Below are 23,752 nucleotides of genomic sequence, written 5' to 3' on the forward strand. Positions count from 1 at the left end.
CGGGTTTGCGCGACTGATGCATCAGGACATGAAGAAATAGGGGTCAGGTTGAACGAGGTTGGACGGTGTGGTTGGCTGCCTTTACCTGAATGATTTCGGTCAATTTTCTACATCTTAAGAAAAAGTCCGCTTCGAGTGAAACTGCTCATTTCCGCGCGGCATGTCTCCTTTGGGCGCGTGGCTGCCGATGATTTCATTGATTTCAATGAGGGCATTGTGGTATGGTAGATGCAAGGAGACCGAAATGGCGAGCATTACCGTCCGCAATATCGATGACACGTTGAAAGAACGCCTTCGCGTTCGCGCAGCAACGCACGGTCACTCTATGGAAGAGGAAGTTCGACAAATACTGAAGCAGGCGGTTGGCGGGATCACAGGTGCCGGCCTGCTTTCTCTGTCGAAGAATTTGTTCAGTGCCAACAATGGCGTAGACCTCGATCTGCCTGCCCGACAGCATGACCGTTCGGCGCCTGACTTTAGCGCTTAATATACTGCCGTTTCAATTGATCGTTCTCGACACCAATGTTGTATCAGAGTTGATGAAACCGGAGCCGCATGAGCATGTCCGAGACTGGCTGGGGCGATCGGACGACGTGCGGCTCACGACAACGGCTATAACTGTCGCGGAAATCACTCATGGGTTGGAGCGGTTGCCTGATGGCAAGCGCAAGGCTGATTTGCAGGCTGCCTTCATAAAGTTGTTGGATGCCCTCGGTGTGTTACCACTGGACGATGCGGCTGGATTCAAGGCCGGGAAGTTTCGAGCTTTGCGTGAAGCGGTAGGACACCCCTCCAGCCCATCGGATATGATGATTGCGGGGATCGCTGTGGCGTCTGGAGCCTCTCTCGCGACGCGCAATATCAAGGACTTCGAGGCGTTACCTTTAGCGTTGATCGATCCGTGGGCCGCCAATTGATCGTTTTGGCAGTAGGTATTGAGCTTCCTTACCTCTTTGCTAGGTGGGCCTGTAAATGTTCGTCAACTTTATTCAATGTTCAAATGTCGGCTGTGAGTTGATAACTGCACCGTCGTTGCATGGCCGCAATGGGCGCGATGTCACCATTACCCATTCGCAAATTCACGCGCTGCCTTAATGAACGCGCTGAAGGCCGCAGGAGGGTGCTTTCTTCCGGGGTAATATAGCGCCAAAGGGGCCAGTGGGGGCGTCCAGTCTTCAAGGACGCGCGCCAGTCGGCCGGCGGCGATGTCCTCGCGCACGTCCGCCTCCATGATGTATCCGAGCCCCAGTCCATTTTGTGCCGCCAACCGGACAAGACTCGGTTCGTCGAGTGTGATCGAGCCTTGTACATCGATCTGGACAGCGTTGCCGTCCTTCTCAAATCGCCATCGCAACAGGGCATGATTGGGGAGGCGGGCACGGATGCAGCGAAACCGATACAGGTCGGCAGGCACCATGGGTTTACCGTGCGTGCGCAAAAACGCCGGTGATGCGACCACTGCGTTGCTACGGTGAAGGCCGAGTGACAAGGCAATCATGTCGCTGGGCACCAAATCGACCGGCCTCAACCCCAGGTCAAAGCCATCGGCTACAATGTCGACCAGTTTCCCTTCCGTCACCAGATCGACATGCACCTGAGGGTAGCGCTGCATGAATGAAAAGATGAGCGGTTCCATCACTTCTCTGGCTGCCGAGGCAAAGGCGTTGATGCGTAATGTGCCGCTCGGTATCGCCTGAAGCGATTGCGCCGCAAGCATGGCATCGTGAATGTCGGTCATCGCCGGCGCAACCCGTTCCACAAAGGCCTTACCGGCATCGGTAATCGAAACGCTTCGTGTCGTGCGGTTGAACAGGCGTATACCCAGCCGCCGCTCAAGCTTTGCGACCGCGTTGCTCAGCGATGTCGTCGACATGCCCAGCTCCAGCGCCGCCGCCGTAAAGGAGCCTCGGCGAGCGATGCAAAGAACCGCGTCTAACTCGGCAAGAACAGATCGCGTCATTATCCCTCTTTTCGAAAAGAGACATCCTGATTTACCCCGATTATCAAGTCAATAACGGCCGCGTAGACTGCTGGCTGTCGACCTCCTGCAGGGGGGGTGAGGCCCGCAGCCGGTGAAGGCTGCCGGTGAAAGCTGAATGTATGATCGGAGGACCAAAATGAGTGTCAAACTGCCCAAGGCGATCGAAGCCTACTTCGACGCCGACCGAGATGGCGGCGCGGAAGCCGTCGCCGCCACGTTCACGGAAAACGGAAGTGTGAAGGATAAAGGACAGACCCACAAAGGGCGCGACGCTATTCGTAAGTGGATGGCCGAGGAAGGCCAACAATACACCTACAGCGTCGAGCCTTTTCACATCACGACTGAAAACGGCAAGGTTCAGGTCACGGCGCACGTCACCGGAACCTTCCCCGGCAGCCCGATCGATTTGCGATACCTTTTTGTCCTCGCGGACGACAAGGTCTCTGAGCTGGAGATCACCGTATGACGCCCTTCCTCACCCTGCAGGGGCGTCGTGCCCTGATCACCGGCGGCACGTCGGGGGCCGGTGCCGCTACCGTGGCGTTGTTCAATGCGCTTGGCGCGCGTGTGCTCACTACCGCTCGTACCAAGCCGGCCGATGTCTCCGGCGCAGCATTCGTCGAAGCCGACCTGACGACAGGGGCAGGGGTCCAAACGGTCGTCGAAGCGGTATACCGCGAGCTTGGCGGAATCGATATTCTCGTCAACGTGCTGGGCGGTTCGTCGGCGCCTTCGGGCGGCTTTGCCGCGCTCACCGACGCGGAGTGGGAGAAGGAGTTCAATCTCAACTTTTTCCCGGCGATCAGGCTGGATCGCGCGCTTATTCCCGGCATGATCGCTCAGGGCAGCGGCGTTGTTATCCACGTCACCTCGATCCAGAACCGCCTCCCGCTACCCGAGGCGACGACCGGCTATGCTTCGGCCAAGGCGGCGCTGAACACCTACAGTAAAAGCCTCTCCAAAGAAGTGTCACCGAAGGGCGTGCGGGTCGTGAGGGTGTCTCCTGGCTGGATCGCTGATCCGGGTGCCAACGGTCTGGCCCTGCGCATAGCTGAGCAAGCGGGTATTAGCTATGATGAAGCCGTTCAGGTCATCATGAATTCGCTCGGCGGCATACCGCTGGGACGACCGGCCGCCCCGGAAGAGGTCGCCGATCTGATCGCCTTCCTGGCCTCTGATCGGGCAACGTCGATTACGGGAACCGAGCACATTATCGACGGTGGAACCATCCCAACGGTCTGATCCTATTCCTTATGAGAAGTGTTGCATCGCCTTATGGTGAGGGCGTGCAACACGGCCTACGCTGATCTTGGCAACAGAGAGGATTCACGATGAAATGGAAGATCAGTTTATTCGCCCTATGTCTATCTGCGCCGGCATGGGCCGCGGTTGACACCACCATGCCGCCGGGAGGCGTGTTCGGTCTTAAGCCGGGCATATATGCCCAAAAAGGTGGGAGTTGCTCGAAAGCAGCGCCTACCTCGGTTGAGGTTTACGATGGCAAAGCTCTCTATACGCCTCCGTCGCGGGCCTGCATTGCGCACGTCACGTCAAAGTACGGTAGTCAGTCTTACTTCGAGACCGGCAATGACACGTTTCACCTTACCGCAAGTACCGAATCCGCCAAATCACCGAAAGCGAAACCTGTGACATGACCCCAACAGGAGCTATAGGTTTATACCTTTTAGCCTGGTCAGTTTCTGTGAAAATTGAGACTCTTCCGTACCTGATCGACTCGGCCTCCGAACGCCAAGATCGTGCGTACTGCCTAACGTTTACCGGATTCGATCAATTCTCCACATTCCGGCGACAGCATACGTACGAGATCCGGATGATAGTATTCGCCGTTAGGGACGCTAAGCATCATACAGACCCATTGCTTTCCATCCACCTCGGCAAAGCTAGAACTTTTTTCGAAATAATGGCTTTCTTTCAGAGGTCGGAAAGATTCCAACTCCACCGTGAAATCGAAACCGCCCGGATTGACCGGAATATAAACGACAAGCCTCGCTGGAACGTCGATTGCCGCGCGTCCGTCGGCGAAGGTTAGGTGCGCCGGCTTATCCGTGTAATTGAAGAACCATATCCTGCCGTAAAATTCCGTACCCGACTGGGCCCTTGCCGCAACCGGTGCCATAAATGCACATAGGGCGGTGAAGATTGCCCAAATCGTTTTCATAGACGCCCCTCAGAATGGAATATCGGTGATTAGACACCGATTGCTCGTTGCGGCCAAGCCTTCTATCATTACAAAATTGGCGTCGTCATGAATCTTGAAGCGCGGATAGGTGACCTAGTCCGGATCGGCGCGTTCGGTGCCGCGCAGGCGTTCGGTTGTAGCTTCGCCCTCCTCGGCCAGCAAACGGGCAAAGACTTCATCCGACGGTGCCCCATAAGTCTTCCACAAATCGTAAAGCCGAGGTTGGCTAAGGGGATATGCGTTACCTTGGCCACCGGCATACGACGGATGCATTGAACTCCTCTTTACACACAGACGTGGGTATCGTGATCTATAGCTCCTGCCCTGCATATGATCTACCGGCGATCCTCGAACGCCTTGACCCGAACAAAGGAATTGAACGCGCTCAGATCTTATTGCGGCGCGCTCAAATTTTCTGAAAGGCTCTCCTGAAAATTTCATAGTTGCAAATGTCCTTCCGGGCGTCGTTCGACGCAGGCGCAGCCATGCCTCCTTTGGGCACCCCTCAGCCTAATGACCGACTGCTCCAGGCAAATGGGTCTTGTCGAACTGCCCGACCTTTTCGACCAGCGTGCTGCATGCTTCCGACAGACCGATGACGGTCACTTCCGCGCCTGACCGGCGATAGCGGAAGACGGCCTTGTCGATATTAGCCACCGCCGTCAGATCCCAGACGCGTGCATGGTTCAGGTCGATCTCGACCGTCTTCGGGTGGCCATGGAACTCGAAACCCGCCATAAACAGGTCCGAAGACACGAAGAACAACTGGCCCTTTACGACGTAGCGCGGATGATCGTCATCGCCGGAGCGCTCGACCGCCACTAGCTTCGAGACCTTCAGCGCGAAGAACAGGGCGCTCAAGACCACTCCCAGCAGCACGCCTTTGGACAAGTCGTGCGTCAGGACGACGGTGACGGTCGTCGCAATCATCACCACGCTCGACTGAACCGGCGTCGAGCGCAGGCGCATCACCGCGCCCCAGTCGAAGGTGCCGACGCTGACCATGATCATGACGGCGACCAGTGCCGCCATCGGGATTTGCCGCACCCAGTCTTGCAGCACCAGAATGAGGAACAGTAGGAACAGCCCTGCCCACAGGGTCGACAGGCGGCTGCGGCCGCCGGATTTGACGTTAATTACGCTCTGGCCGATCATGGCGCAACCGGCCATGCCGCCAAACAGGGGCGAGAGGATGTTGGCTATGCCCTGACCGCGCGCTTCACGGTCCTTGTCCGACGCCGTGTCGGTCATGTCATCGACGATGTTCGAGGTCAGGAGCGACTCCAGCAGCCCCACAAAAGCCAGCGTTAGCGCCACCGGGCCGATAATGGTCAGGGTTTCCCAGTTGAGCGGTACCTGTGGCAGGTGGAAGTCGGGCAGGGCCGTCGGCAGGACGCCCATATCGCCGACGGTGCGGACATCTAGCTTCAGGCCGATGACGATGGCGCTGATGACCAGTATGGCCACCAATGGCGAGGGCACGGCCCTTGTTAAATACGGGAACAGATAGATGATACCGAGCGCCCCGGCGATCAGGGCATAGGTCAGCCAGCCCATGCCGATGATCTCCGGCAGTTGCGCTATGAAGATTAGTATGGCCAGAGAATTGACGAAACCGGTCATGACCGACTTCGAGACAAAACGGATCAAACTGCCCAGTTTCAACAGGCCGATGACGATCTGGATCAGGCCGGTGAGTATCGAGGCGGCAAACAGATATTCCAGCCCGTGATCCTTCACCAGCGTCACCATCAGCAGCGACATGGCCCCGGTGGCGGCGGAGATCATCGCCGGGCGGCCGCCGGTAAAGGCGATGGTCACGGCGATGACGAAGGAGGCGTAGAGGCCGACAGCCGGATCGACGCCGGCAATAATGGAAAAGGCGATGGCTTCGGGGATGAGGGCCAGCGCGACCACCGTACCCGACAGGAGATCCTGACGCGGTTGCGGCAGCCATTCGCGTTTCAGCGAGGCGAGTAATGACATGGGAATTGAGACGGTGAAACGTTGTCCGAGGGATCGGCGCCCGGAATAGCCACCCGGCAGCTCAGACCAGGTCCATTTTAAGGCCTTCTCTGCCATAGGCGGGGGCGACTAGCAAGTACTGGCCGGCCTTCCGATAAGATGCTTCTGACGAAAGCTATCGTTGACGTAATCAATGTCCGCGACGTCGCGGGCGGCTGACCGATCCGACTTCGCACAGGAAGCGTCCGTTTACTGGACTTGTTTAGATACTGCCCTAACGTCCGGTAATGGATCTTTCGGCATTTGCCGAATGACCGCATTGGGCGCTTGGTGGCCGGTTGAGGCTAACATAAGTATCGATGGCTATGGCCGTGAGTGACCTAGTCATCCTCATTAGAAGAATGACTGTTGTCACTTAATTTGGCCAGGGCCTGCAGACTTTCGATATGGGCGGTGAAGGCGAGCTTGCCCTTTTTTGAAAGCGACAGCATCGCTCGCTGACGCCCGTCCCTTTTGATCTTGAGTTGATCGACGTAACCCGCCTCGACTAACTGACTTATGTGCTTGGACAAGACGCTGTCGCTCACGGCCAACTCGTCCCGCACCACCTGGAATTCTACCTGCATCAGCTGGGACAGAATTGCGCAGATCTGCAACCGCTGAGGCGCGTGGATTATAGTGTCAAAGTGGGGAACATTCATGACTCAGCGCCTTGATCGCGCTTGGCAAGGGCGGCGTTACGCTGCAGTTCAAACAAGACAATCAATGACAAACTTACGGCGATGCCAAGGGCGACCGGGAACCAACCCAGTAAAGCATTGGAGCGGAGAAGCGCAACGAAAAATGCGCTCGCCGCGACGACGACGATTGTCAGGGTGTTCGTCCAGTGCCAGCGCGGCAAAGCACCGTAGTGCCGAACGGACCAGAAGCGGAGGAAAACGGCTGCAACGGCTGCGGCCAGGCTGATCCAAACCATCGAGTGAGTCATCGCCGACAGGGCGAACCCAATCAGTAACGCTTCTAGGTATTTGGTCCACCGCGGCCAGACTCCCCGGCGGCGCCCGATTGCCTGGGCGCGTGCGATTTCTGCCAGAGCCTGTTGTGCTGATTTACGCGTAATGGGGTCAGTCATTTTGTGTCTCTCTATTATAGATGCAGGGTTTAGTAGCGCATAGCCTTAATGCCTCGAAGGCTTAGCATCTCGAAAAGGTTGTCCGGGCCGATCAGATGGGCCGCGCCTACGGCAATGAATGACACGCCCTTGCCGGCAAGGATCTGCTCGACCTGAGGAACCCACTTTGCATTACGGTCTCGCAGCAGCGCATTCAGCGCGTCCTGCCCATAGGGACGCTCGCGCATCGATTTCGCCCACGTCGCAAAATACGTTGTCAGGGCCTCGACATCGTCGTTGGACACATAAAGTGCGAGGGCGCGCTGGAAATCAGCCGAATCTTCGTGTGGTTCTGGCGCAAACAGGAACTGCCTGAAGGCAACCAACTGATCTTCCTCCGAGCCGGATATAAGCAGGCGGAGTTGATCATCGATGGTTTCAAGGCCACTGATGCGGTCGCCTTGCGCCTTGGCACTCTGGGCAAGACTACGATCAATGCCGTCTTCCGTTGAAAGCCCACCCGCCATGGCCACGTGGGCCATAAGCATGATGACCGCCGCACCGGGCGTCATGCGCTCCATCGCTGAAAGCGTTGCCGGCGTTAATTTCAGTCGCGCGGCAACCAGAGCGTATTGGTCGCGTTCAGCGAGCGTAAGCCGGCTTGAGAGGGGTGGCCCTTTGGACAGTAGCCGATCCGGCGGGATTGCCGCGCCACCGCCGACCTCGGCGAATTCAAACCAGACATCGCTAGCTTCCAAAAGTGCCGCATCCAATTTGGCCGACCGCCAAGGTAAGCCCGCCGGGAGCCCATGGGCCGTCCCGACGATGTAGAGGGTCGAATCTTCGTCTTTGATAACCCACATAGGCAGGCCGGTCGAAGCGGGCGCGGCGGAGGCCGGAACGGGGGCAATAAGACAGACCGCTAAGACAACGGCGAGCGCAAATTTAAACATCACAGATCCATACTTTCCGATGTGGAAAGTGATAAACATGACTTTCCATCTTGGCAAGTCAAATCTTTCCATCACGGAAAGTGATTGTGTGGTTAAAATCGAAATGCTGTGCGGATGAGTCTAAATCAAGAGGCGGCGTCTAAGCGCGCGAAGACGATACCCGGCAGACCTTATGAAGCGCGGCGGCCCAGCGTTATGGGAGGTATCTATGGATTCTGCGCCATATTCATCAGGCACCCCGCCCCCGGCGGGATCGGTGTTCGCAGGGCCCCATTTGGCCTACGAACCCGCACTCGCCATGCCCACCAAGTCTTAGCGAATAAGGCCAGTACCTTAGGTCCGCTTTCGGACATCGCTAGCCAAACCGAAAGCCTGAGGAGGCTACTTCCGGTACGGGCGCCAGCCGGCATATCGAGTGAAATATCGTGAATTGTTGCGCGAAATCGACCAGCATTGAACGTGGTATTCATGCATCATTCACCTGTGCCTCCCTAAGCCGGATATCAAAGAAAAACAAAGTTTTTCGTCTCGGAGGACCTATCATGATATCGACGCTTTCTCGCCGCGAAGCCGTTTTCTGCCTGCCCATGGCCATCGCTAGCGCATTTGCCGCTCAAGGTCGCGCACAGGCGGTCACGGCGTCTGCCGCCACCGCACCATCGATCACCACGGACGCCGCAGCCGTGGCGAAGATGGACACCATGATCCGGTCGTTTACCGATGCCGATCAGTTCATGGGCGCAGTCCTGGTTGTCAGGGACGGCCAGGTCGTGCTCGACAAGGGTTACGGCTTTGCCGACCGTGCGGCGAAAACGCCGATCACCCCGGACACCCGTTTCTATATTGGCTCGGTCACAAAGCAATTCACGGCCGCGGCGATTATGCTGCTGGAAGACGATGGCAAACTCAGTGTTGATGCGCCGGTCGGCCAGTACCTGAAGGGCCTGCCGGTTGCCTGGCGCGACATCTCGCTCAAAAACCTGCTGACGCACACTTCGGGCATTCCGGACTGGCAGCAAGGTCCCGAAGCCCTGGCCGCCTCTGCCTCACCTATGACGCCAACCCAGATGCTGGCCTACGTCACGGACAAGCCGCTCGATTTTCCGACCGATACCAAATACGCCTACAGCAATACCAACTTCGTCCTGCTGGCCCTCGTTGTCGAAAAGCTCGGCAGAAAGCCCTTTGCCAAATTCGTTGAGACGCGGATATTCAAGCCCCTGAACATGACCCACAGCCGGGTCAACGTCGCTGTGATCGGGATCAAGGGCTATGCCGCCACGCCCGGCGGCATGGAGTCGGCCACGCAAGCCTGGGACCACACCTCGGAATTTGGCGACAGCGGCATTTCCACGACGACCCACGACCTGCTCAAATGGCAGCAGGGCCTGTTCGGCGGCAAGCTTCTGAAACCGGCATCGCTGACAAGGATGACGACGGCCTATAAGAACACTCGCGGCGTCGACGGCAATAACGGCTTTGGGCTCATCATCCGCGCGCCACGCGGCGGTTTGCGCCACATCCATCATTCCGGCGCAATTCCGGGCTTTAGCGCCAATGTCGCGTGGTACCGCGACCTTAACATGTCGATCATTATCCTTGAGAACATCGAGACGGGTACAGGCGCACCGTCGCCCGAAGACATGCGCAATATGCTGGTGGCCGTCATGAACGGCAAGGACGCCGCCGTGCCCGTCGTCCACAAGGAAATCGCCATCAGCGCCAAAGCCCTGGCAGCCTATCCCGGCACGTATCAACTGTCGCAGGATATGGACATGGTTATTACGCTCGAAGACGGCCAGTTGTTCGCCCAGGTGACGGGGCAGGGAAAAGCCCCCATATTCCTCGAAGCCGAGGACCGGTTTTTCTACAAGGTCATCGAAGCCCAGGTCGAATTCGTCAGGGGTCCCGATGGCAAGGCGACGTCGCTGATCCTTCACCAGGGGGGGCGCCATATGCCCGGCGTTCGGAAATAGCGCAATCGGGACTAATGAGCCGGTAAGCTCCGTGCCATCGTCCCCTTTCTGGGCCGACTTCGGAAACCGACGAAAATGCGGTTCCATTTCCGCTTAGGGCGCGAGGGTGACTTGCACTAAGTAAGGGAAAGGCGGTTATCGAGCCTCCGATCCAAGGCGCGTTATGTCTCCTGCCGATGCTCTTCCATTTCCCGCCGAGGCCATTTCTTCGGTCCTAAATCCCGCTAAGGACGCCAATGTCTCCCGAACGCCAGACATTGTCGACGGTATTACGCGTGATGACCCAGCTGTCGCCTGACCGGATCAATTGGACGTCGTAGCGATTCTTCATCAAATAATGACGGGAGGGATCACTGCGAGGAACGTGCTGAGCTTCAACGAGTACATCCATGTGTGCCGTATCACCGTCGATCGTCACACGCGGATTGCTGACGGAATGGGTTGTGTCTAACGCGCTGAGAGAGGTCGATAGGGCCCGGACGATGAGATCTCGGCCTTCGATAACAGGATATTCGAACCCGGCCTTCGCGGCGGCTGGACGAAAATCCGAAACCGCGTTTACCGCAAGTGACGACGCCAAAAGCCCTTTGTCACGGAGGTCGATACCAGCCGCAAAGCGATACAGCGCTTCGACGATGGCCAGCTTGTCGGTGCTTTCCTGGGCGGGAGATATAGAGGTGGTCATGAACGTGTTCCTTCTAGTGCCGGATGCGCGGGATGCGGGCCCTCTCCGGTATTGCTGTCTCAAACGCCGATGTTCGTTGCTTCGGCAGAGCTATGAGTGGCGCCATTATTCGAGATCGGCGTCGATGCGTTCGATCAGGCCGTCCGCGTTGATCGCGATCTTGAGGATGCCGATCTCGTGGCCGAAATCGCCCGTAAAATTGAGGCGGATGTTCGCGTTGAAATTATCCAAGCTTTCGATGGATAACAGCGTGCTGGCGGTGTTGTACCCAACAAAGAACCGCTGGAGGTAGAGCTGGACGCCGTCTCTACCGGCAAAGACATCACCGACCGATACGTCATTGATGACGGCGTCGGCGGCAAACAGCGACAGCACCCCCTCGACGTCGAAGGTATTGGCGGTCGCGATGAAGCGTTTGATGATCTTCTGCATGATGCTTTGCTTAGACGTCGATGATCGTTGTGTCGGCGATGGTCTGGGCGAAGCCGCTTCCAAATACTCCATTTGGCGTCTGAAATCCGGCACGGACTTCGCCTGAAAGCGCCCGGCGGCCAGCTTCGGCCGCCGCCATCGCGGTGAAGGTGTAGCCGTTGACCGTATCGAGAAGTGCACGGCTCACATGCCCCTCCGCACCGGTGACTTCGACAGCCGCCTGATATCGGTTCGAGAGACGGTCTTCCTCACTCGGTCCATCTGGAAGCAAAGTGAGATCGTCCTGGGGGAAGCCGTCGCCGGTCACATGCACGAAGGTCTCTACATTAGGAACACCTGTCGCGCGCCAGATTGTGATGAGATCGGGAAGGGTTACCGGGAAGCAGTCGACCCCGCCCCTGCCGAAGTCGAATTTTCGACTGCCATCGGCTGCAACACTGACGAGCCTTCCGTCGATACGCGCCAGCGTCTCGGTTGTGACATTTTCCATGGCGCTGATCGCGGATCCGCGAGACAGACCACCCGTGACATGCAGCGCAATCCTGATCTTGCGAGGATTACGGACCTTTCCGACAGCATATTCGGCAAGGCTGCCGAGCATGGCGACGCTGCCGCCACCGCCCGGCATTAGCATGGTTCCCCCAGCCTTCGCCTCGTCGTCGAGGACTTCGGCCAGGCGATAGCTGTCGAATTCGGCAGCCGTGTCGAGATAGTGCACACCGTTTCGGATCGCCGCAGGAAGGGACCGGCACAGTTCAGCAGGACCGAAACGTCGGCAAAACGCTCATCGATTGCCACAGGGGTGTCGAGGCCGAACACTCGATATTCGACATCAAGATCGGCGGCTAGCGCGGCGAGGGTTTCTTTGCTGCGGCCCGCCAGAACGAGGGGTGTTCCCGCCGCCTTCGCGTAGTGCGCTGCCATGCGACCGGTATAGCCGCTGGCGCCATAGATCATTAGTTTTGCCATGTTAGTGCTGCCATTCCTTGTAGACAAATTCAATGCTGTAACCGTCGGGATCGCGGATCTGCGCGGCGTAATATCTGGGGTCGTAGTGAAGCTGGGGACCAGGCGAATGGATCTGCGTGCCTCCCGCAACGATGGATGCGGCGAAGGCGGTATCGACCTGCGCTGTGCCGTCGGCGACAAAGCCAATATGGGCGGCACGACCTTCGACGACGCCTTCGCGAAGCCAGAAGAACACCCTGCCGCCGGCGCCAAAGCCCTTCAAGTCCGGGTGGCCCGGCGGACCATCCTTCCCGTCGTAGTCATGGGCATGGACGATCCCAAGGGGGCGAAGCGCCGCCTCGTAGAACGCCAGCGAGCGAGCGATGTCGCTTACGGATATGAAGACGTGATCGAGCATGCTGCTCTCCTTGGTTATATTATGTAGCCGCCGGCGACTTCGATGTTCTGGGCGTTGATCCAGCGGTTCTCGCTGGACAGCAGGCTGGCGACGACACCGCCAATCTCTACGGGTTTGCCGACGCGACCAAGCGCAGTCTGGCCAGCCAACATTGCCTCAAACTCGTCGTTCAGGCCGCCGCCGAGCTCGGTACGTATTGCGCCCGGCGCAATTGAGTTCGACCGGATGCCGCGCGGGCCGAACTCCTTGGCCATGTACCGTGTCAGGACTTCGAGGCCACCCTTGAACGCAGCGTAGGGCGCGACGCCCGCCGTCGCCACGCGGGATGTGGCGCTGGTAATGTTGATGATATGGCCGCCGTCCGCCATCAAAGGCAGCAGGCATTGCGTGAGGAAGAACGGGCCTTTGAGGTGGACATTGAGCAGCCCGTCGAATTGCTCTTCCGTGACGGTCGCTATCGGATTGAACAGCCCGTAACCGGCATTGTTGACGAGATAGTCGAAGTCCTTCCGACCCCAGACTGACAGGAGTCGCGCGGCAACAGCGTCACGAAAGGCCAGGAATGAGCCGACATCACCCACGTCGAGCTTCACGGCCACGGCCTTACCGCCGTTCTCGACGATCGTCTTGACTACGGTCTCGGCTTTTTCAGGGCTGCTTTTGTAGGTGACGACGACCCCCATGCCGCTGCGCGCACATTCGATAGCAGCGCTTGCTCCAAGGCTCCGGCTGCTGCCGGTTACGATGACGATTTTCATTCCGTTTCTTTCCGTATTTGATGTGCCCAGAGCTTAGGTCCGAGCGCGCACCGGCGCTCACCCATTCCTCTCCAAAGCTTGCCTATTTCTGCTTCATCCTTGCGGCGCGGGCCGTGGTCTGCCACGCTCGTTTTCATGGAAAAGCAACTTCAGGAACTGCGCAGCTTGGCTTCGTCGGCGGGGAACCGTAGGACGGAAACGGGCATCCCTCGTGTCGCCATGGTTCAGGGCGAAATCCCCGAACATCAACTTTCGGCCGTTTACGAACCGATGATCAACCTGATTCTTACGGGCTCGAAGACAATGACAGTCGGTGAACGGACGTTCGCCTATGATCCGGCGACCTACTTCGTCATGTCGGTCGATCTTCCCGCAGTCGGCTCGGTGCATCCGTCGGCCTCCGGGGCACCATATCTCGCGGTAAGCCTGACGCTTCACCCCCCAACAGTGGCGGCTCTGATGAGCGACCTTCCCGTTCAGGTACGTAGCAAACTGTCTGGATCTGGCTTCTCCGTTGCTCCGGTCAATGACGAGTTTCTCGACGCCTGGGTTCGGATGCTCCGATTGATGCAACGACCGGACGAGGTCTCAGTGCTGGCGCCTGCTTATGAGCGAGAAATCCTGTTCCGAGTGCTGCAAGGCCCGCTAGGTTGGATGCTTCGCGACATTGCGGCACCCGACGCCGCGCTCTCTCGGATAGGCGTAGCGATTCAATGGATCCGTGAGAACTTCGCTAAGCCGCTGCGTGTCGAAGCGCTCGCTGAAATGGCCTCGCTGAGCATTTCGGCGTTTCACCGACATTTCAAGGCGGTAACGGCGCTCAGCCCCATCCAGTACCAGAAGCAAGTCCGTCTTCTGCATGCCAGGACACTTTTGATGGCTGGAGGAGGGAGTGCTACGGAGGTAGCGTTCGGTGTCGGCTACGAAAGTCCGAACCAATTCAGCCGCGAATATGCAAGGCAGTTTGGTTCACCGCCATCCAAGGATGTGATGAGGCTGAGAGGGCAGGTGACGTAAATTTTGTCGGTATATATAGTGACGCGCAATCATGTAGTTCCGCTTTCCGGGTGATCGTACCTAATCGCTGGAACCTGAAGTCCACTTCCGCATTGGGCACCACGATGCCCTCCTACCGAGTAGCTTCAGGGTTTGAGGAAAGTTGCCAGCTCATCTGGCGCGCCAGTTGGGAAAGCTGCTTTCAGATGATCCAGAAATGCGGACACGCGTGCGTTCAGCAGGCGCCTTGACGGGTAAAGCGCCCACAGCGCAATATCAGCACCTATTACCTCCCCCCAACTGACCAACCGGCCCTCGATGATATCCTTACTGACAAGGGACACGGGCAGGCAGGCGGCGCCTGCGCCGTCGCGCACGGCGTCGCGTACCATGATCATTGAGGACAGGTGTAGAACAGGCCGCACGGTGATGCGCGCTGGTCCATCAGATGATGTGACCTGCCAACTCAATGCCTGCGCGGCACCGCTGCGAAGGACCGCCGGTGACGGTGTATCGTCTGTTGGCAAAGGAACCGCCGGACTGGCTACAACAACCAGCCTATCGCGCAGAAAGGCACGCCCCACCAAGCTCTCATCGGGCGAGGGGTTCACGCGTATGACCAGGTCATAGCCTTCCTCGACCATATCGACCGAGCGATCCTCGGTCGTGACTTCAAGGCTAACCTCGGGATGCTTCAAGGCGAACCCGGCGGCGAGCTTTCCCATGGCGGTCTGCGAAAACAGTAGCGGCGCACTGACGCGCAATCGTCCCTTCGGCCGGTTCCCGCCGGAGGCGATCGCCGCCGCTGTCTCATCAAGATCGGTCAGCAGGCTGGCGGTGCGCTCATAAAGCGCGCGTCCCTCTTCCGTCAGCTTCAGAGTGCGGCCACCACGTTCGAACAGGCGAAGGTCAAGTTGTGCCTCCAGTTCGCAGACCCGGCGCGACAACGTGGCCTTGGGGCGACCGGCTGCACGCGCAGCCCGGCCGAAGCCGGCATGCCGCGCCACAAGCGTAAAGTCGGAAAGGGCAACCAGATCCATTGTTCCACCTGTGAGACAGTATGTCCATATATAGCGGCTATCGGATCAAATGTGAACCCTTAGATTAGTCGGTGTCAGCAACCCCTCACTGGAGAGACGCACATGACTATCCTTGTTACAGGCGCAACAGGCCGCATCGGCCGCCAGGTCGTCGATCAACTTATCGCCCGCGGCGCCGCCGTTCGCGCACTTGTCCGCGATCCGCAAAAGGCCAACCTACCGGCGGCAGTAGAACTGGCAAAGGGCGACTTCCTCGATATTGACAGCTTACGCACCGCTTTCACCGGGGTGTCGACGCTGTTCCTTCTCAATGCTGTAGCTGGCGATGAGTTTACCCAGGCCTTGATTACGCTCAATATCGCCCGCGAAGCTGGCGTCAACCGTGTCGTCTATCTGTCGGTGATCCACGCCGACCGTTTTGTCAACGTGCCGCACTTCGCGGTCAAGTCCGGCGCTGAGCGGATGATCACCCAGATGGGGTTCAGCGCCACCATCCTGCGCCCGGCCTACTTCATCGACAACGAGTTGATGATCAAGGACGTGATCACCAACTTTGGCGTCTATCCGATGCCAATTGGCAATAAGGGTGTCGCCATGGTCGATGTTCGCGACATCGCTGAAGTGGCCGCCATAGAACTGATCCGTCGCGCTGAGGCCGCGGCGACGCTGCCGATCGACACCATCAACCTGGTCGGCCCGGAAACATTGACGGGCACGCAAATCGCCGGCATCTGGTCGGACGTGCTGGGCCAGCCGGTCGTCTATGGCGGCGATGATCCGTCAGCCTTCGAACAGAACCTGGCGCAAATCATGCCGAAATGGATGGCCTATGAAATGCGCCTGATGGCCCAACGCTATGTCAGCGATGGCATGATACCGGAAGCTGGCGATGTCGAACGCCTGGCGCGCCTCCTCGGCCGGCCGCTACACGCTTATCGCGCCTTCGCCAGCCAGTTCGCACCGACAACGCAGCCAACCATCTAAGGACTACGATCATGATCTATTCTACCGCCACCGTGCCGGTCAATCCGCAAGGCGAAACTCCACTTACCCGCGCCCAGGCCTGGCAAGGCCTGGTACTGAAGGCCCGCGACGCCCGCCTGTTCCTGCCGCCCAATCTGTGCACACACTGCGATATCGTCGAAGAAAGCGCCACACATATCGTCCGCGAGGCCACGATCGCCGACGCCGACCTGCGCGAGATCATCACCTTCGAACCCGAGCAAAAGGTCACCTTCTTTCAGGTGACCGGGCCGCGCGAAGGCGCCATAATCAACGAGCTGTTCGAAGACGACAGCGGCGCTTTGCAGCTTCGGTTTTATGGCTATCTCGGCCTGCGCGGTCAGATGCCCGGCGGCCCCGAGGAACAGGCCGAACAGGAGTTGTTCGACGGCGACAAAGGCTATAAGGCCGCTCTACTGTCGACCTTGCAGAGGATGCGCGAACTCCTGGCAGAAGGGAGGCTGTGAAAGAATCAGGGATCTGGTGCCCCCGCCCGATCCCTCATGTTTCAGAACCAACGTCCGCTTACGGCGATATCTCTGCAACCAGCTTCTGACTGATGTCCTTGTCCGCTTCGGGCGCAAGGCGGCGTTGACGCATTCGTGGTCGTCATGCCCCGCTATTCGCACCAAAACCAACGACCCTCAGCAATGAACGGTTGGCTTTTCGCTGGCGTGTCAGTTCGTTTAGCTGGGGTGTGCTCTTCCACAGTGCCTTGTAATCGGCCCGTTGCGTGGTTAACGATGGAATAGGAATGGCGCCGTAGGGCAGCGCCCAGGGGAGGGGAAGGGCACCTTCATTGACCGCGCGCATAAAACACCCCGTCGCGGCTTCGCCGTTGCCCGCCTCTGCATATTCCAACCCCAGGCGGAACAAGCTGTCCCCCACCGTTGGGCCAAAACCTGCCGTTTCGTTTATTGGCTGATCCAGAGCTTTCAAGTCTGCCTGCAAAAGCTGGTCATAGGCAGCAGGCTTTCCATTTAACATTTCCGCACCCGCCGCGATGCGTGCCATTAGCGACGCGACAGGCTGGGGCGGCCGTCCTTGCCAGAGGCCGTGCATGTAGTCATTCAGCGCCAGCAACGCCTTCGCGTCGCGCTGAGCCAGACGCATCATGTAGACTTCTCTCAGAATGAAGACGTTGCCTGGCTCACGCTTAAGAGCTGCGGCATAAAGCTCACCGGCTGCCTTCGTCTTCCCGTCGCACAGCAGCAAACGCGGCACAGCCAACTGGCGCCAGGCATCGTTGGGGACTAACGCAGCCGCTTTCCGGGCGTAGTCCAGCCCTTCGCTACATCGGTTCATCAGACCGAGGTAATATCCATACCAGAGGTTCGCGTCTGGTGCATTGGGATCGATTGCCAACGCGCGAGTGAAGAAGCGGTCGCTGGCCGCCCAATCCTGACGGACCACGGCGGCCTGCGCGGCGGCGCTCAGGACTTCCGGATCGTCAGGTGCCGCTTCGACCGCTTGCGCCAGATACGCTTCAGCCTGGGACAATCGCTTTGCAAACCTCACCTGGTCTTCACCCGTCCGTGGATAACGGGGCAATGCCAGCAGCTGATATTTGAGCATCAACGCGCCCGCATTGCGAGGCGCCTGCGCTAGTACATCGTCGGCCCGTCGATCGACATCGTACATCAAAGCCTTAAAGCGATCCCAATCGCGATGGCTGCGCGCGTCATGTGCTTGGGCTAGGGTCTGGCGGGCTGCCGTGACCTTGCCGGCAATTTCAGGTGGCGCGGCTGAAGAAGCGCTGGCGCTGGTGCCCGGATCTGTCTTTAGGATAAGCGTCACGTACTGAGCGGCGGCCGCAACCGCCTGCTGGCTGGAGGTCAGTGGCATGCCCGGTCGCTCGATAAAGTGCGACGTCCAGACGCGATTGTGATCTTTAAGCCGGCTTAGCCGGAGCGTGATCTCCGGTGATACGGCGGGCCCTGATAACGCCCCCGTCAATTGGTATTCGGCATCGGCGCCGGAATGAGGGCCTTCGATCAGTCGGACGTCGCGAATACGGGAAAGCGTGTCCTCTAGTCTGGCTCTCAGATCGGCCGCCTGAGCAGCGGATTGTTCTCCCGCGACCGTGATGTCGCTGACGTTAATTCGCACGATATGAGACTCGCGGGGAAAGCCCCCTGTCATCCACCAGATCATAATGGAAAAGACAATGATTAGGCCGATGCCAACCCATAGGCCTATTGGTCTGCGCCTCCCTTTTTGATCGGGAGCCTTGTCCTGGATGAGTTTCGAAACGGAGATGTCGGGCAATGCTTCTGAACGTGTCGCTACATCCAGGCGATACCCCACCTTGCGAACAGTCCGTAAGTTGAAGGCGCCAGTGGTCTGCGCCAGTTGCCGGATGCGTGACAGCGCACGGTTGATGGCATCCTCGCTAACGGCCCGCCCATCCCAGCACGTTATGATCAAGGTTTGGCGGGACACGACCGCACCCTCTGCCTGCGCCAGAGCTACCAGCACCTGCATTACCCGCGGTTCGACGATGATGCGTTCGCTTCCATCGAGGATTTCACATCCCGACGGGATCAATCGCAAGCGACCGAGTGCCCGCTCTAGTTCTGTTGCAAGTGAGATTGGGGTCATGCGCGCCTGCTCGATCCGTTCCTAAACCGATACCAGCTCTCGTGCGGCAAAGAAATCAGGTTTTCGTCAGGTTCAAGTCCTGTCTCGCCAAGCGTATTTGATGGCAATGAGCGTCCAGGGCATGCGCTCATGCCGATGGATATAACAATAGGATTCTGCCGTGCGGGACGAAGTTGAATTTGAACGCTGGTTCTTTCTCGGCATGGCCATTGTTATGGCCATGATCGTGCTGTTCGGGTTTGGGTTGCACGCCACGCGCTATAATTTCGACATGGCGGGTTTACCAGACTCCGTGAAGACTCATGCGCTCGGCTTTCTGGCCTGGGTCGCGCTTTATGTGGCGCAGAACAGTCTGATCGTCGGCCGACGGTTCCAGCTGCATATCTGGCTCGGAATCGTCGGGCTCGGCCTTGCCGGCTATATCTCGATCTCCGGGTTACAGACCACATTCGACAGCATTCGCTTTGATCGTGTGCCACCCGCCTTTCCGCCCTCGGTACTGCTCGTTCTGAATGGCCTCAATATCCTCACCTTCGCTGGTCTGATCGCTTGGGCGACCCTCCTGCGTGCAAACCCAGCCTGGCATAAACGGCTAATGTTTGGCGGCATGTTGGTGCTCCTGTCGCCGGCTTTCGGTCGAATACTGCCGCTGCCTTTATTGCAAACCTGGGGAGGGTTTGGTGTCGCGGCCTGCCTGTTCGCAGTTCTGTTTATGGCGATGGCATTCGATCTTTACCGATGTCGCGGGATTCATCCGGCCTATGTGGTCATCGCCGTGATCGTTCTTCTGACGCCGGTGGCGGTCAGCGCGCTCGCCTTCTCGCCCATCGTGCTGGATGTCGTCCAGACGCTTATTCGAAACCATTAATCCTAATTAGAGAAAGGTAGAGTTCCATGGCCCCGGGATTCAAAATCGTGACCCTACTAACCCTTGTGTCAGCTCTTGTGTCGGCAACGAGCACGCGCGCAGAGGAAAATAGCGTGAAAATGCCGCAGGAGATCGGCGCCGCGTACGGGCGTTTAGGAAAGGCCATTTCCACGCGCGATATAGAAGGCGTGAAGTCGGTCTGGGCAGATACGTTCGTCGTGAATGCGCCGAACAACCAAATTCTACATCGCGACGAGGTCATCGCTGCGATGAATGACGATCTGCTCGACTACAAGTCATTCAAGAAAATCGTCGGTCACGTCAGTCAGGAGGGTGACGTGGTTATCGTAATGGGTTACGACGAACTGGTGCCAACAAAAGGGCCTGGCGCGGGACGGACATTATGGCGTCCCTTTACTGACATCTGGCTCAAAGGCGCTCGCGGGTGGAGACTGATCGCACGTCAGGCAACGATCGCCGCCGAGACACCGTAACTAAGAATCCCCGAATGTCCGCATCCGGTAGAGGGAGCGCTTTCCGCATCGTATGACCGCTTAGGGCGCTAGATGGCCAAGCCTGTCACAAAGCCTTGCGGAAGGTCAGATTGTATCTGACGCCGCTGGTGAGCGGGTGGTCACCAATCTTCAGCGGATTGATCCCATGATATGTGAGGCGGGCCGGACCGCCCCAAACGACGACATCACCGTGAAGCAGCGGAATCCGTCTGACACGATCTTGACGGGTCCGGCTGCTCAGCGAGGCGGGGGATATTCTCAAACACCTGTCCACCGCCAGTGGCGGGCCGCCGATCACCCGACCGGTCAAGGATGCCTTCGCACCGGAATTTATAGACAAATAAAGGGCCGCAGCTTCGACTGCGGCCCTTCGTTTTACTCCGCTGCAATGGCCCGTCGCAACGTATTGCAGTTTCCCGGCACGTCCAGCCCCAGAGTCTCGCGGAAGGTCGTGCCCGGATACTCGGTCTTGTAGATACCGCGCTTTTGCAGGATCGGCACGACCTCGTCGACGAACAGCTCCAGTTGCCCCGGCACCGACTCGAAGAGATTGAAGCCGTCCGATCCGCGCCCTTCGAGCCACTGCTGAAAGCGGTCGGCGATCTGTTCCGGCGTACCGATAAAATGACCACGTGGCGTGGCCACGCGCAGAGCAATCTCACGCAGGGACAACTTCTCATCCGCGACCAGCTCAGAATGCGGTTCGAGGCGCTCTGATTGCTCTTCGCCCCATCGGCGGCAACCTGTTCGGGGAACGCACTGTCGGGGTCATAGACGCTGAAATTGTGGTCGTTGAACGACCGGCCCAAGGCGCGCAGGGCGTTTTCCAGCGACACCAGTTCGGCCAGTTCGCGATACCTTGCCTCGGCCTCCGCCGTAGTCGAGCCGACGAAGGGGCGGGCACCGGGCAGCACATACAACTGATCCGGATTGCGCCCGAACCCTGCCTCGCGGCGTTTGACGTCGGCATAGAAGGCCTGCGCTTCGGTCAAAGTTTCCTGATGGGTGAAGATGACCTCGGCGGCACGGGCAGCGAAGTTGCGCCCGTCTTCGGACGATCCGCCTGAAAAATGACCGGCTGACCCTGCGGTGAGCGTGAGATATTAAGCGGTCCCTTGACCGACAGGAACTCGCCCTTGTGGTTCAGTTCATGCAGCTTATCGGCATCGAGGAATTGCCCGGTCGCCTTGTCGCGGACCAGCGCGTCGTCCTCGCAGCTGTCCCAAAGCCCCTGCACGACATCGAGATATTCCTCGGCGAGACGATAGCGCGTGTCGTGCGACAGATGTTCTGCCTTGCCGAAATTGGCAGCGCTGCCTTCCAGCCATGAGGTGACCACGTTCCAACCGGCGCGACCGCCGCTAATATGGTCGAGTGAGGCAAACTGTCGCGCGAGGTTATAGGCTTCGTTATAGCTGACGGTCGCCGTACCGACGAGGCCGATTCGCTCGGTAACGGCGGCCAGCGCAGATAGAATCGTCAAGGGCTCGAAACGATTGAGATAGTGTGGCGAAGAACGGGCATTGATCGACACGATGTCGGCGACGAAAAGATAGTCGAACTTGCCGCGCTCGGCGATTTGCGCCTGTTTTTTATAGAAAGTGAAATTGGTGCTGGCGTCGACGGGTGCATCGGGGTGACGCCAGTCGTCCCAGCCGGGGCCAACCCCATGCAGAATGAAACCGAGTTTAAGGTGTCGTTGTGACATGCTGATCTCCTGAAAAGATCAGGCATCCTTCTGCTTTTGTACCCTCAGCACAAACGAGCATCTCTGAAGCCGAATGAGTTTATTTAATAAAGGCTCAGACCATATTTTTGCGACGGCCTGCCGAGAATTTCTGGCTAAGTCAGATGACCTTGACTACGGATTCGGATCCGCTCGCGAGTAATTCTGGCAAAAGACGCTCGATTGACTGACGCGTGTTTTCGGTAATTTCAAAGCGTACTGGTTTCCCGCTTTTGCTGGATGACGGTTGCGCGGTCTCTGGGCTTGCCCGCCTGGCAGACGTCGTTCACACGCAATTTGACGAGGTCGCAAGCCCCTAACTTGCTGTCGATCCCTAAGTTAAACAGAGCAAGATCTCGTACTGATTTGCTGAGTTCCAGTCGACACGATTGCCCAGACATCCTTTGGTTTCAGAGGCTTCTTGTGGCCTATGAGAAGGCCTTTGTTCCAAGGCTGATGCTGTGGTGTAAATTGAGAGCTAGGGATGACGGTTTCTCCTTTATTCCACCCACCTCGTCTCTCGATTGAGTGGTGCGGACTATAACACGTCTTCATTCACATGATTGGTAACATTGTCGATTCGTATTGCAAATTGCACTACAATTTGATATGTGCCTTTTAAAAGGAGCCGTCCATGCCACGCACAACTGAGCGAAAAGATCACCCGCTTTCAATGCGGCTGCCCGACGCGGATATTGCCATGATTGATCGTGCTGCCTTATTGCGTGGGCGCTCGCGAACTGATTTTGTTCGCGATGCCGCCGTACGTGCAGCGGAAGACGCCGTAATGGAGGCCATGCCTATACGTATGAGCGCCGTCGGCTTTGAGGCGTTTATTTCCACGCTTTCTGGTCCTGCGACGCCGGTCACTGAAATGGTTGACGTGTTCCGCCGCCCAGCGCCTTGGGAAACTCCTGTCGGGAACGGCGAGGCCTGAGTTTGCCATTATCCAGCCCTGAGCTTTTGAACGCATCACACGATGTTTCTCAATTTGCATGTGGTAAGCCCTCGCTCGATAGGTGGCTTAAAACGCGCGCCCTCTCTAATCAGGTTAAAGGTTTCACTGCGGTACTTGTTGTTCACAGTTCCAGCAGCGTGGTTGGCTACTATGGCCTCGCACCAACAGCCATTGTGCCTTCACGTTTGCCGCGTGCCATTCGGACAGGTCAGCCACCCGATCCTGTGCCATGTTTGCTGCTTGGCCAACTTGCAACAGATGAGAACTGGGCTGGGCGAGGCATTGGGACTGGTTTGCTCAAGCATGCTTTGGAACGCTGCGTAACTGCGGCGGGGCTCATTGGTGGACGGGCCTTAATCGTGAATGCCGTCGATGGCGAAGCGGCCGAATTCTGGGTGAGGCGAGGATTTCTGCCTTCACATGACGATCCTTTGACATTGTTCCGGTCTATAGCCGACATAGCCGCATCAATTCGAGCCGCATCGTCCTAAAATTCGAACCGCGCCATAATCCAATACTAAGACTTTGGACTTGCCCGGAAAAAGTGGAGAGCGAACCGTGTTTTACGCATCCAGCAATGTGGCCCCAACGTTATTTAAGCAATATGCGCTTTACTTAA

At 57.9% G+C, this 23,752-nt stretch carries 29 protein-coding genes, 1 pseudogene and 1 other annotated feature; of the genes and pseudogenes, 12 read left to right on the top strand and 18 right to left on the bottom strand.

Annotated features, from left to right (window positions below; translation table 11 throughout):
* Window positions 1-244 precede the first annotated feature (244 nt).
* Both AEYBE204_RS39970 and AEYBE204_RS30420 read left to right on the top strand, forming a co-directional pair.
* Window positions 245-487 (top strand): hypothetical protein, encoded by a 243-nt coding sequence (locus tag AEYBE204_RS39970; protein WP_023462304.1) that lies wholly within the window; start codon window positions 245-247, stop codon window positions 485-487.
* Window positions 456-917, top strand: a complete 462-nt coding sequence (locus tag AEYBE204_RS30420) for a type II toxin-antitoxin system VapC family toxin (protein WP_235068161.1) — start codon at window positions 456-458, stop codon at window positions 915-917. Before AEYBE204_RS39970 ends, AEYBE204_RS30420 begins: the two co-directional genes overlap by 32 nt.
* A 146-nt stretch (window positions 918-1,063) precedes the next feature.
* Here the strand turns inward: AEYBE204_RS30420 and AEYBE204_RS30425 are convergent, their stop codons facing one another.
* Window positions 1,064-1,960 (bottom strand): LysR family transcriptional regulator, encoded by an 897-nt coding sequence (locus tag AEYBE204_RS30425; RefSeq protein WP_023462306.1) that lies wholly within the window; start codon window positions 1,958-1,960, stop codon window positions 1,064-1,066.
* A 157-nt stretch (window positions 1,961-2,117) separates the two neighbouring features.
* Between AEYBE204_RS30425 and AEYBE204_RS30430 the strand changes: the two genes are divergently transcribed.
* Both AEYBE204_RS30430 and AEYBE204_RS30435 read left to right on the top strand, forming a co-directional pair.
* Window positions 2,118-2,447, top strand: a complete 330-nt coding sequence (locus AEYBE204_RS30430; RefSeq protein ID WP_023462307.1) for a nuclear transport factor 2 family protein — start codon at window positions 2,118-2,120, stop codon at window positions 2,445-2,447.
* Window positions 2,444-3,223, top strand: a complete 780-nt coding sequence (locus AEYBE204_RS30435; protein WP_023462308.1) for an SDR family oxidoreductase — start codon at window positions 2,444-2,446, stop codon at window positions 3,221-3,223. Before AEYBE204_RS30430 ends, AEYBE204_RS30435 begins: the two co-directional genes overlap by 4 nt.
* Before the next feature lie 526 nt (window positions 3,224-3,749).
* Here AEYBE204_RS30435 and AEYBE204_RS30440 read toward each other — a convergent pair.
* The 5 genes from AEYBE204_RS30440 to AEYBE204_RS30465 all read right to left on the bottom strand — a co-directional run bounded on the left by AEYBE204_RS30440 (window position 3,750) and on the right by AEYBE204_RS30465 (window position 8,249).
* Window positions 3,750-4,160 carry a hypothetical protein gene (locus tag AEYBE204_RS30440; RefSeq protein ID WP_023462309.1) on the bottom strand — a complete coding sequence of 137 codons (411 nt, stop codon included), beginning with the start codon at window positions 4,158-4,160 and terminating at the stop codon, window positions 3,750-3,752.
* 531 nt (window positions 4,161-4,691) lie between these two features.
* Window positions 4,692-6,167 carry a SulP family inorganic anion transporter gene (locus AEYBE204_RS30450; RefSeq protein WP_023462311.1) on the bottom strand — a complete coding sequence of 492 codons (1,476 nt, stop codon included), beginning with the start codon at window positions 6,165-6,167 and terminating at the stop codon, window positions 4,692-4,694.
* 19 nt (window positions 6,168-6,186) lie between these two features.
* Window positions 6,187-6,244: a sequence feature (sul1 is cis-regulatory element that is thought to sense ions involved in sulfur or methionine metabolism; They are found in Alphaproteobacteria), on the bottom strand.
* Window positions 6,245-6,526: 282 nt separating this feature from the next.
* On the bottom strand, window positions 6,527-6,847 hold the full coding sequence (locus tag AEYBE204_RS30455) for a transcriptional regulator (protein ID WP_023462312.1): 321 nt from the start codon (window positions 6,845-6,847) through the stop codon (window positions 6,527-6,529).
* Window positions 6,844-7,278 (bottom strand): hypothetical protein, encoded by a 435-nt coding sequence (locus tag AEYBE204_RS30460; RefSeq protein WP_023462313.1) that lies wholly within the window; start codon window positions 7,276-7,278, stop codon window positions 6,844-6,846. The genes AEYBE204_RS30455 and AEYBE204_RS30460 overlap by 4 nt, the downstream gene beginning before the upstream one ends.
* 29 nt (window positions 7,279-7,307) lie before the next feature.
* The gene (locus AEYBE204_RS30465; protein WP_023462314.1) at window positions 7,308-8,249 is read right to left on the bottom strand and encodes a TraB/GumN family protein; all 942 of its coding nucleotides are present in this window, start codon (window positions 8,247-8,249) and stop codon (window positions 7,308-7,310) included.
* 503 nt (window positions 8,250-8,752) lie between these two features.
* Here AEYBE204_RS30465 and AEYBE204_RS30470 point away from each other — a divergent pair.
* Window positions 8,753-10,186 (top strand): serine hydrolase, encoded by a 1,434-nt coding sequence (locus tag AEYBE204_RS30470; protein ID WP_023462315.1) that lies wholly within the window; start codon window positions 8,753-8,755, stop codon window positions 10,184-10,186.
* Window positions 10,187-10,400: 214 nt separating this feature from the next.
* Here AEYBE204_RS30470 and AEYBE204_RS30475 read toward each other — a convergent pair whose 3' ends face one another.
* The 6 genes from AEYBE204_RS30475 to AEYBE204_RS30495 form a co-directional block, all read right to left on the bottom strand.
* Window positions 10,401-10,871, bottom strand: a complete 471-nt coding sequence (locus AEYBE204_RS30475; RefSeq protein WP_023462316.1) for a nuclear transport factor 2 family protein — start codon at window positions 10,869-10,871, stop codon at window positions 10,401-10,403.
* Window positions 10,872-10,976: 105 nt separating this feature from the next.
* The gene (locus AEYBE204_RS30480; protein WP_023462317.1) at window positions 10,977-11,303 is read right to left on the bottom strand and encodes a nuclear transport factor 2 family protein; all 327 of its coding nucleotides are present in this window, start codon (window positions 11,301-11,303) and stop codon (window positions 10,977-10,979) included.
* A 10-nt stretch (window positions 11,304-11,313) separates the two neighbouring features.
* On the bottom strand, window positions 11,314-12,021 hold the full coding sequence (locus AEYBE204_RS30485) for a hypothetical protein (protein ID WP_200862173.1): 708 nt from the start codon (window positions 12,019-12,021) through the stop codon (window positions 11,314-11,316).
* Window positions 11,931-12,272, bottom strand: a complete 342-nt coding sequence (locus AEYBE204_RS40715) for a hypothetical protein (RefSeq protein ID WP_200862174.1) — start codon at window positions 12,270-12,272, stop codon at window positions 11,931-11,933. Before AEYBE204_RS40715 ends, AEYBE204_RS30485 begins: the two co-directional genes overlap by 91 nt.
* A gap of 1 nt (window position 12,273) precedes the next feature.
* Window positions 12,274-12,669, bottom strand: a complete 396-nt coding sequence (locus tag AEYBE204_RS30490) for a VOC family protein (RefSeq protein WP_023462320.1) — start codon at window positions 12,667-12,669, stop codon at window positions 12,274-12,276.
* Between the two features lie 14 nt (window positions 12,670-12,683).
* Window positions 12,684-13,427 carry an SDR family NAD(P)-dependent oxidoreductase gene (locus AEYBE204_RS30495; RefSeq protein WP_023462321.1) on the bottom strand — a complete coding sequence of 248 codons (744 nt, stop codon included), beginning with the start codon at window positions 13,425-13,427 and terminating at the stop codon, window positions 12,684-12,686.
* Between the two features lie 135 nt (window positions 13,428-13,562).
* Between AEYBE204_RS30495 and AEYBE204_RS30500 the strand changes: the two genes are divergently transcribed.
* Complete coding sequence (locus AEYBE204_RS30500; protein WP_023462322.1) at window positions 13,563-14,444, top strand: AraC family transcriptional regulator; 882 nt, start codon at window positions 13,563-13,565, stop codon at window positions 14,442-14,444.
* A gap of 125 nt (window positions 14,445-14,569) precedes the next feature.
* On the opposite strand, the gene AEYBE204_RS30505 is transcribed toward AEYBE204_RS30500, so the two are convergent.
* A complete protein-coding gene (locus tag AEYBE204_RS30505; protein ID WP_023462323.1) occupies window positions 14,570-15,463 on the bottom strand; it encodes a LysR family transcriptional regulator in 894 nt (297 codons plus the stop codon).
* Window positions 15,464-15,565: 102 nt separating this feature from the next.
* Between AEYBE204_RS30505 and AEYBE204_RS30510 the strand changes: the two genes are divergently transcribed.
* Window positions 15,566-16,447 (top strand): SDR family oxidoreductase, encoded by an 882-nt coding sequence (locus tag AEYBE204_RS30510; RefSeq protein WP_023462324.1) that lies wholly within the window; start codon window positions 15,566-15,568, stop codon window positions 16,445-16,447.
* An 11-nt stretch (window positions 16,448-16,458) separates the two neighbouring features.
* Window positions 16,459-16,932, top strand: a complete 474-nt coding sequence (locus AEYBE204_RS30515) for an AtaL-like protein (RefSeq protein WP_023462325.1) — start codon at window positions 16,459-16,461, stop codon at window positions 16,930-16,932.
* A gap of 142 nt (window positions 16,933-17,074) precedes the next feature.
* Here AEYBE204_RS30515 and AEYBE204_RS30520 read toward each other — a convergent pair whose 3' ends face one another.
* The gene (locus AEYBE204_RS30520) at window positions 17,075-19,066 is read right to left on the bottom strand and encodes a winged helix-turn-helix domain-containing protein (protein WP_023462326.1); all 1,992 of its coding nucleotides are present in this window, start codon (window positions 19,064-19,066) and stop codon (window positions 17,075-17,077) included.
* A gap of 160 nt (window positions 19,067-19,226) precedes the next feature.
* On the opposite strand from AEYBE204_RS30520, the gene AEYBE204_RS30525 reads away from it, so the two are divergent.
* Together AEYBE204_RS30525 and AEYBE204_RS30530 are read left to right on the top strand one after the other, a co-directional pair.
* A complete protein-coding gene (locus tag AEYBE204_RS30525; RefSeq protein ID WP_023462327.1) occupies window positions 19,227-19,934 on the top strand; it encodes a hypothetical protein in 708 nt (235 codons plus the stop codon).
* Window positions 19,935-20,053: 119 nt separating this feature from the next.
* Window positions 20,054-20,428, top strand: coding sequence for a nuclear transport factor 2 family protein (locus tag AEYBE204_RS30530; protein WP_235068174.1), 375 nt, complete (start codon window positions 20,054-20,056; stop codon window positions 20,426-20,428).
* Window positions 20,429-20,513: 85 nt separating this feature from the next.
* Here the strand turns inward: AEYBE204_RS30530 and AEYBE204_RS40720 are convergent, their stop codons facing one another.
* The 4 genes and pseudogenes from AEYBE204_RS40720 to AEYBE204_RS41035 form a co-directional block, all read right to left on the bottom strand.
* Window positions 20,514-20,747, bottom strand: a complete 234-nt coding sequence (locus AEYBE204_RS40720) for an alpha-ketoglutarate-dependent dioxygenase AlkB (RefSeq protein ID WP_369751889.1) — start codon at window positions 20,745-20,747, stop codon at window positions 20,514-20,516.
* A 77-nt stretch (window positions 20,748-20,824) separates the two neighbouring features.
* Complete coding sequence (locus AEYBE204_RS41025) at window positions 20,825-21,121, bottom strand: hypothetical protein (protein WP_023462329.1); 297 nt, start codon at window positions 21,119-21,121, stop codon at window positions 20,825-20,827.
* A 188-nt stretch (window positions 21,122-21,309) separates the two neighbouring features.
* Window positions 21,310-21,441, bottom strand: a pseudogene (locus AEYBE204_RS41090) (hypothetical protein); the annotation flags it as partial.
* Window positions 21,438-22,157 (bottom strand): NtaA/DmoA family FMN-dependent monooxygenase, encoded by a 720-nt coding sequence (locus tag AEYBE204_RS41035; RefSeq protein ID WP_023462330.1) that lies wholly within the window; start codon window positions 22,155-22,157, stop codon window positions 21,438-21,440. The pseudogene AEYBE204_RS41090 and the gene AEYBE204_RS41035, both read right to left, overlap by 4 nt.
* 652 nt (window positions 22,158-22,809) lie before the next feature.
* On the opposite strand from AEYBE204_RS41035, the gene AEYBE204_RS30540 reads away from it, so the two are divergent.
* Window positions 22,810-23,112 (top strand): DUF1778 domain-containing protein, encoded by a 303-nt coding sequence (locus tag AEYBE204_RS30540; protein ID WP_023462331.1) that lies wholly within the window; start codon window positions 22,810-22,812, stop codon window positions 23,110-23,112.
* Between the two features lie 194 nt (window positions 23,113-23,306).
* Window positions 23,307-23,624 carry a GNAT family N-acetyltransferase gene (locus AEYBE204_RS40865; protein WP_369751895.1) on the top strand — a complete coding sequence of 106 codons (318 nt, stop codon included), beginning with the start codon at window positions 23,307-23,309 and terminating at the stop codon, window positions 23,622-23,624.
* Window positions 23,625-23,752 lie beyond the last annotated feature (128 nt).

The sequence above is a fragment of the Asticcacaulis sp. YBE204 genome (genome assembly GCF_000495855.1).
Taxonomy (GTDB): Bacteria; Pseudomonadota; Alphaproteobacteria; order Caulobacterales; family Caulobacteraceae; genus Asticcacaulis.

Coding starts and splice junctions, on each gene's coding strand:
- AEYBE204_RS39970 (WP_023462304.1), top strand. CDS start 245: ATGGCGAGCATTACCGTCCGCAATATCGATGACACGTTGAAAGAACGC.
- AEYBE204_RS30420 (WP_235068161.1), top strand. CDS start 456: ATGACCGTTCGGCGCCTGACTTTAGCGCTTAATATACTGCCGTTTCAA.
- AEYBE204_RS30425 (WP_023462306.1), bottom strand. CDS start 1,960: ATGACGCGATCTGTTCTTGCCGAGTTAGACGCGGTTCTTTGCATCGCT.
- AEYBE204_RS30430 (WP_023462307.1), top strand. CDS start 2,118: ATGAGTGTCAAACTGCCCAAGGCGATCGAAGCCTACTTCGACGCCGAC.
- AEYBE204_RS30435 (WP_023462308.1), top strand. CDS start 2,444: ATGACGCCCTTCCTCACCCTGCAGGGGCGTCGTGCCCTGATCACCGGC.
- AEYBE204_RS30440 (WP_023462309.1), bottom strand. CDS start 4,160: ATGAAAACGATTTGGGCAATCTTCACCGCCCTATGTGCATTTATGGCA.
- AEYBE204_RS30450 (WP_023462311.1), bottom strand. CDS start 6,167: ATGTCATTACTCGCCTCGCTGAAACGCGAATGGCTGCCGCAACCGCGT.
- AEYBE204_RS30455 (WP_023462312.1), bottom strand. CDS start 6,847: ATGAATGTTCCCCACTTTGACACTATAATCCACGCGCCTCAGCGGTTG.
- AEYBE204_RS30460 (WP_023462313.1), bottom strand. CDS start 7,278: ATGACTGACCCCATTACGCGTAAATCAGCACAACAGGCTCTGGCAGAA.
- AEYBE204_RS30465 (WP_023462314.1), bottom strand. CDS start 8,249: ATGTTTATCACTTTCCACATCGGAAAGTATGGATCTGTGATGTTTAAA.
- AEYBE204_RS30470 (WP_023462315.1), top strand. CDS start 8,753: ATGATATCGACGCTTTCTCGCCGCGAAGCCGTTTTCTGCCTGCCCATG.
- AEYBE204_RS30475 (WP_023462316.1), bottom strand. CDS start 10,871: ATGACCACCTCTATATCTCCCGCCCAGGAAAGCACCGACAAGCTGGCC.
- AEYBE204_RS30480 (WP_023462317.1), bottom strand. CDS start 11,303: ATGCAGAAGATCATCAAACGCTTCATCGCGACCGCCAATACCTTCGAC.
- AEYBE204_RS40715 (WP_200862174.1), bottom strand. CDS start 12,272: ATGGCAAAACTAATGATCTATGGCGCCAGCGGCTATACCGGTCGCATG.
- AEYBE204_RS30490 (WP_023462320.1), bottom strand. CDS start 12,669: ATGCTCGATCACGTCTTCATATCCGTAAGCGACATCGCTCGCTCGCTG.
- AEYBE204_RS30495 (WP_023462321.1), bottom strand. CDS start 13,427: ATGAAAATCGTCATCGTAACCGGCAGCAGCCGGAGCCTTGGAGCAAGC.
- AEYBE204_RS30500 (WP_023462322.1), top strand. CDS start 13,563: ATGGAAAAGCAACTTCAGGAACTGCGCAGCTTGGCTTCGTCGGCGGGG.
- AEYBE204_RS30505 (WP_023462323.1), bottom strand. CDS start 15,463: ATGGATCTGGTTGCCCTTTCCGACTTTACGCTTGTGGCGCGGCATGCC.
- AEYBE204_RS30510 (WP_023462324.1), top strand. CDS start 15,566: ATGACTATCCTTGTTACAGGCGCAACAGGCCGCATCGGCCGCCAGGTC.
- AEYBE204_RS30515 (WP_023462325.1), top strand. CDS start 16,459: ATGATCTATTCTACCGCCACCGTGCCGGTCAATCCGCAAGGCGAAACT.
- AEYBE204_RS30520 (WP_023462326.1), bottom strand. CDS start 19,066: ATGACCCCAATCTCACTTGCAACAGAACTAGAGCGGGCACTCGGTCGC.
- AEYBE204_RS30530 (WP_235068174.1), top strand. CDS start 20,054: ATGCCGCAGGAGATCGGCGCCGCGTACGGGCGTTTAGGAAAGGCCATT.
- AEYBE204_RS41035 (WP_023462330.1), bottom strand. CDS start 22,157: ATGTCACAACGACACCTTAAACTCGGTTTCATTCTGCATGGGGTTGGC.
- AEYBE204_RS30540 (WP_023462331.1), top strand. CDS start 22,810: ATGCCACGCACAACTGAGCGAAAAGATCACCCGCTTTCAATGCGGCTG.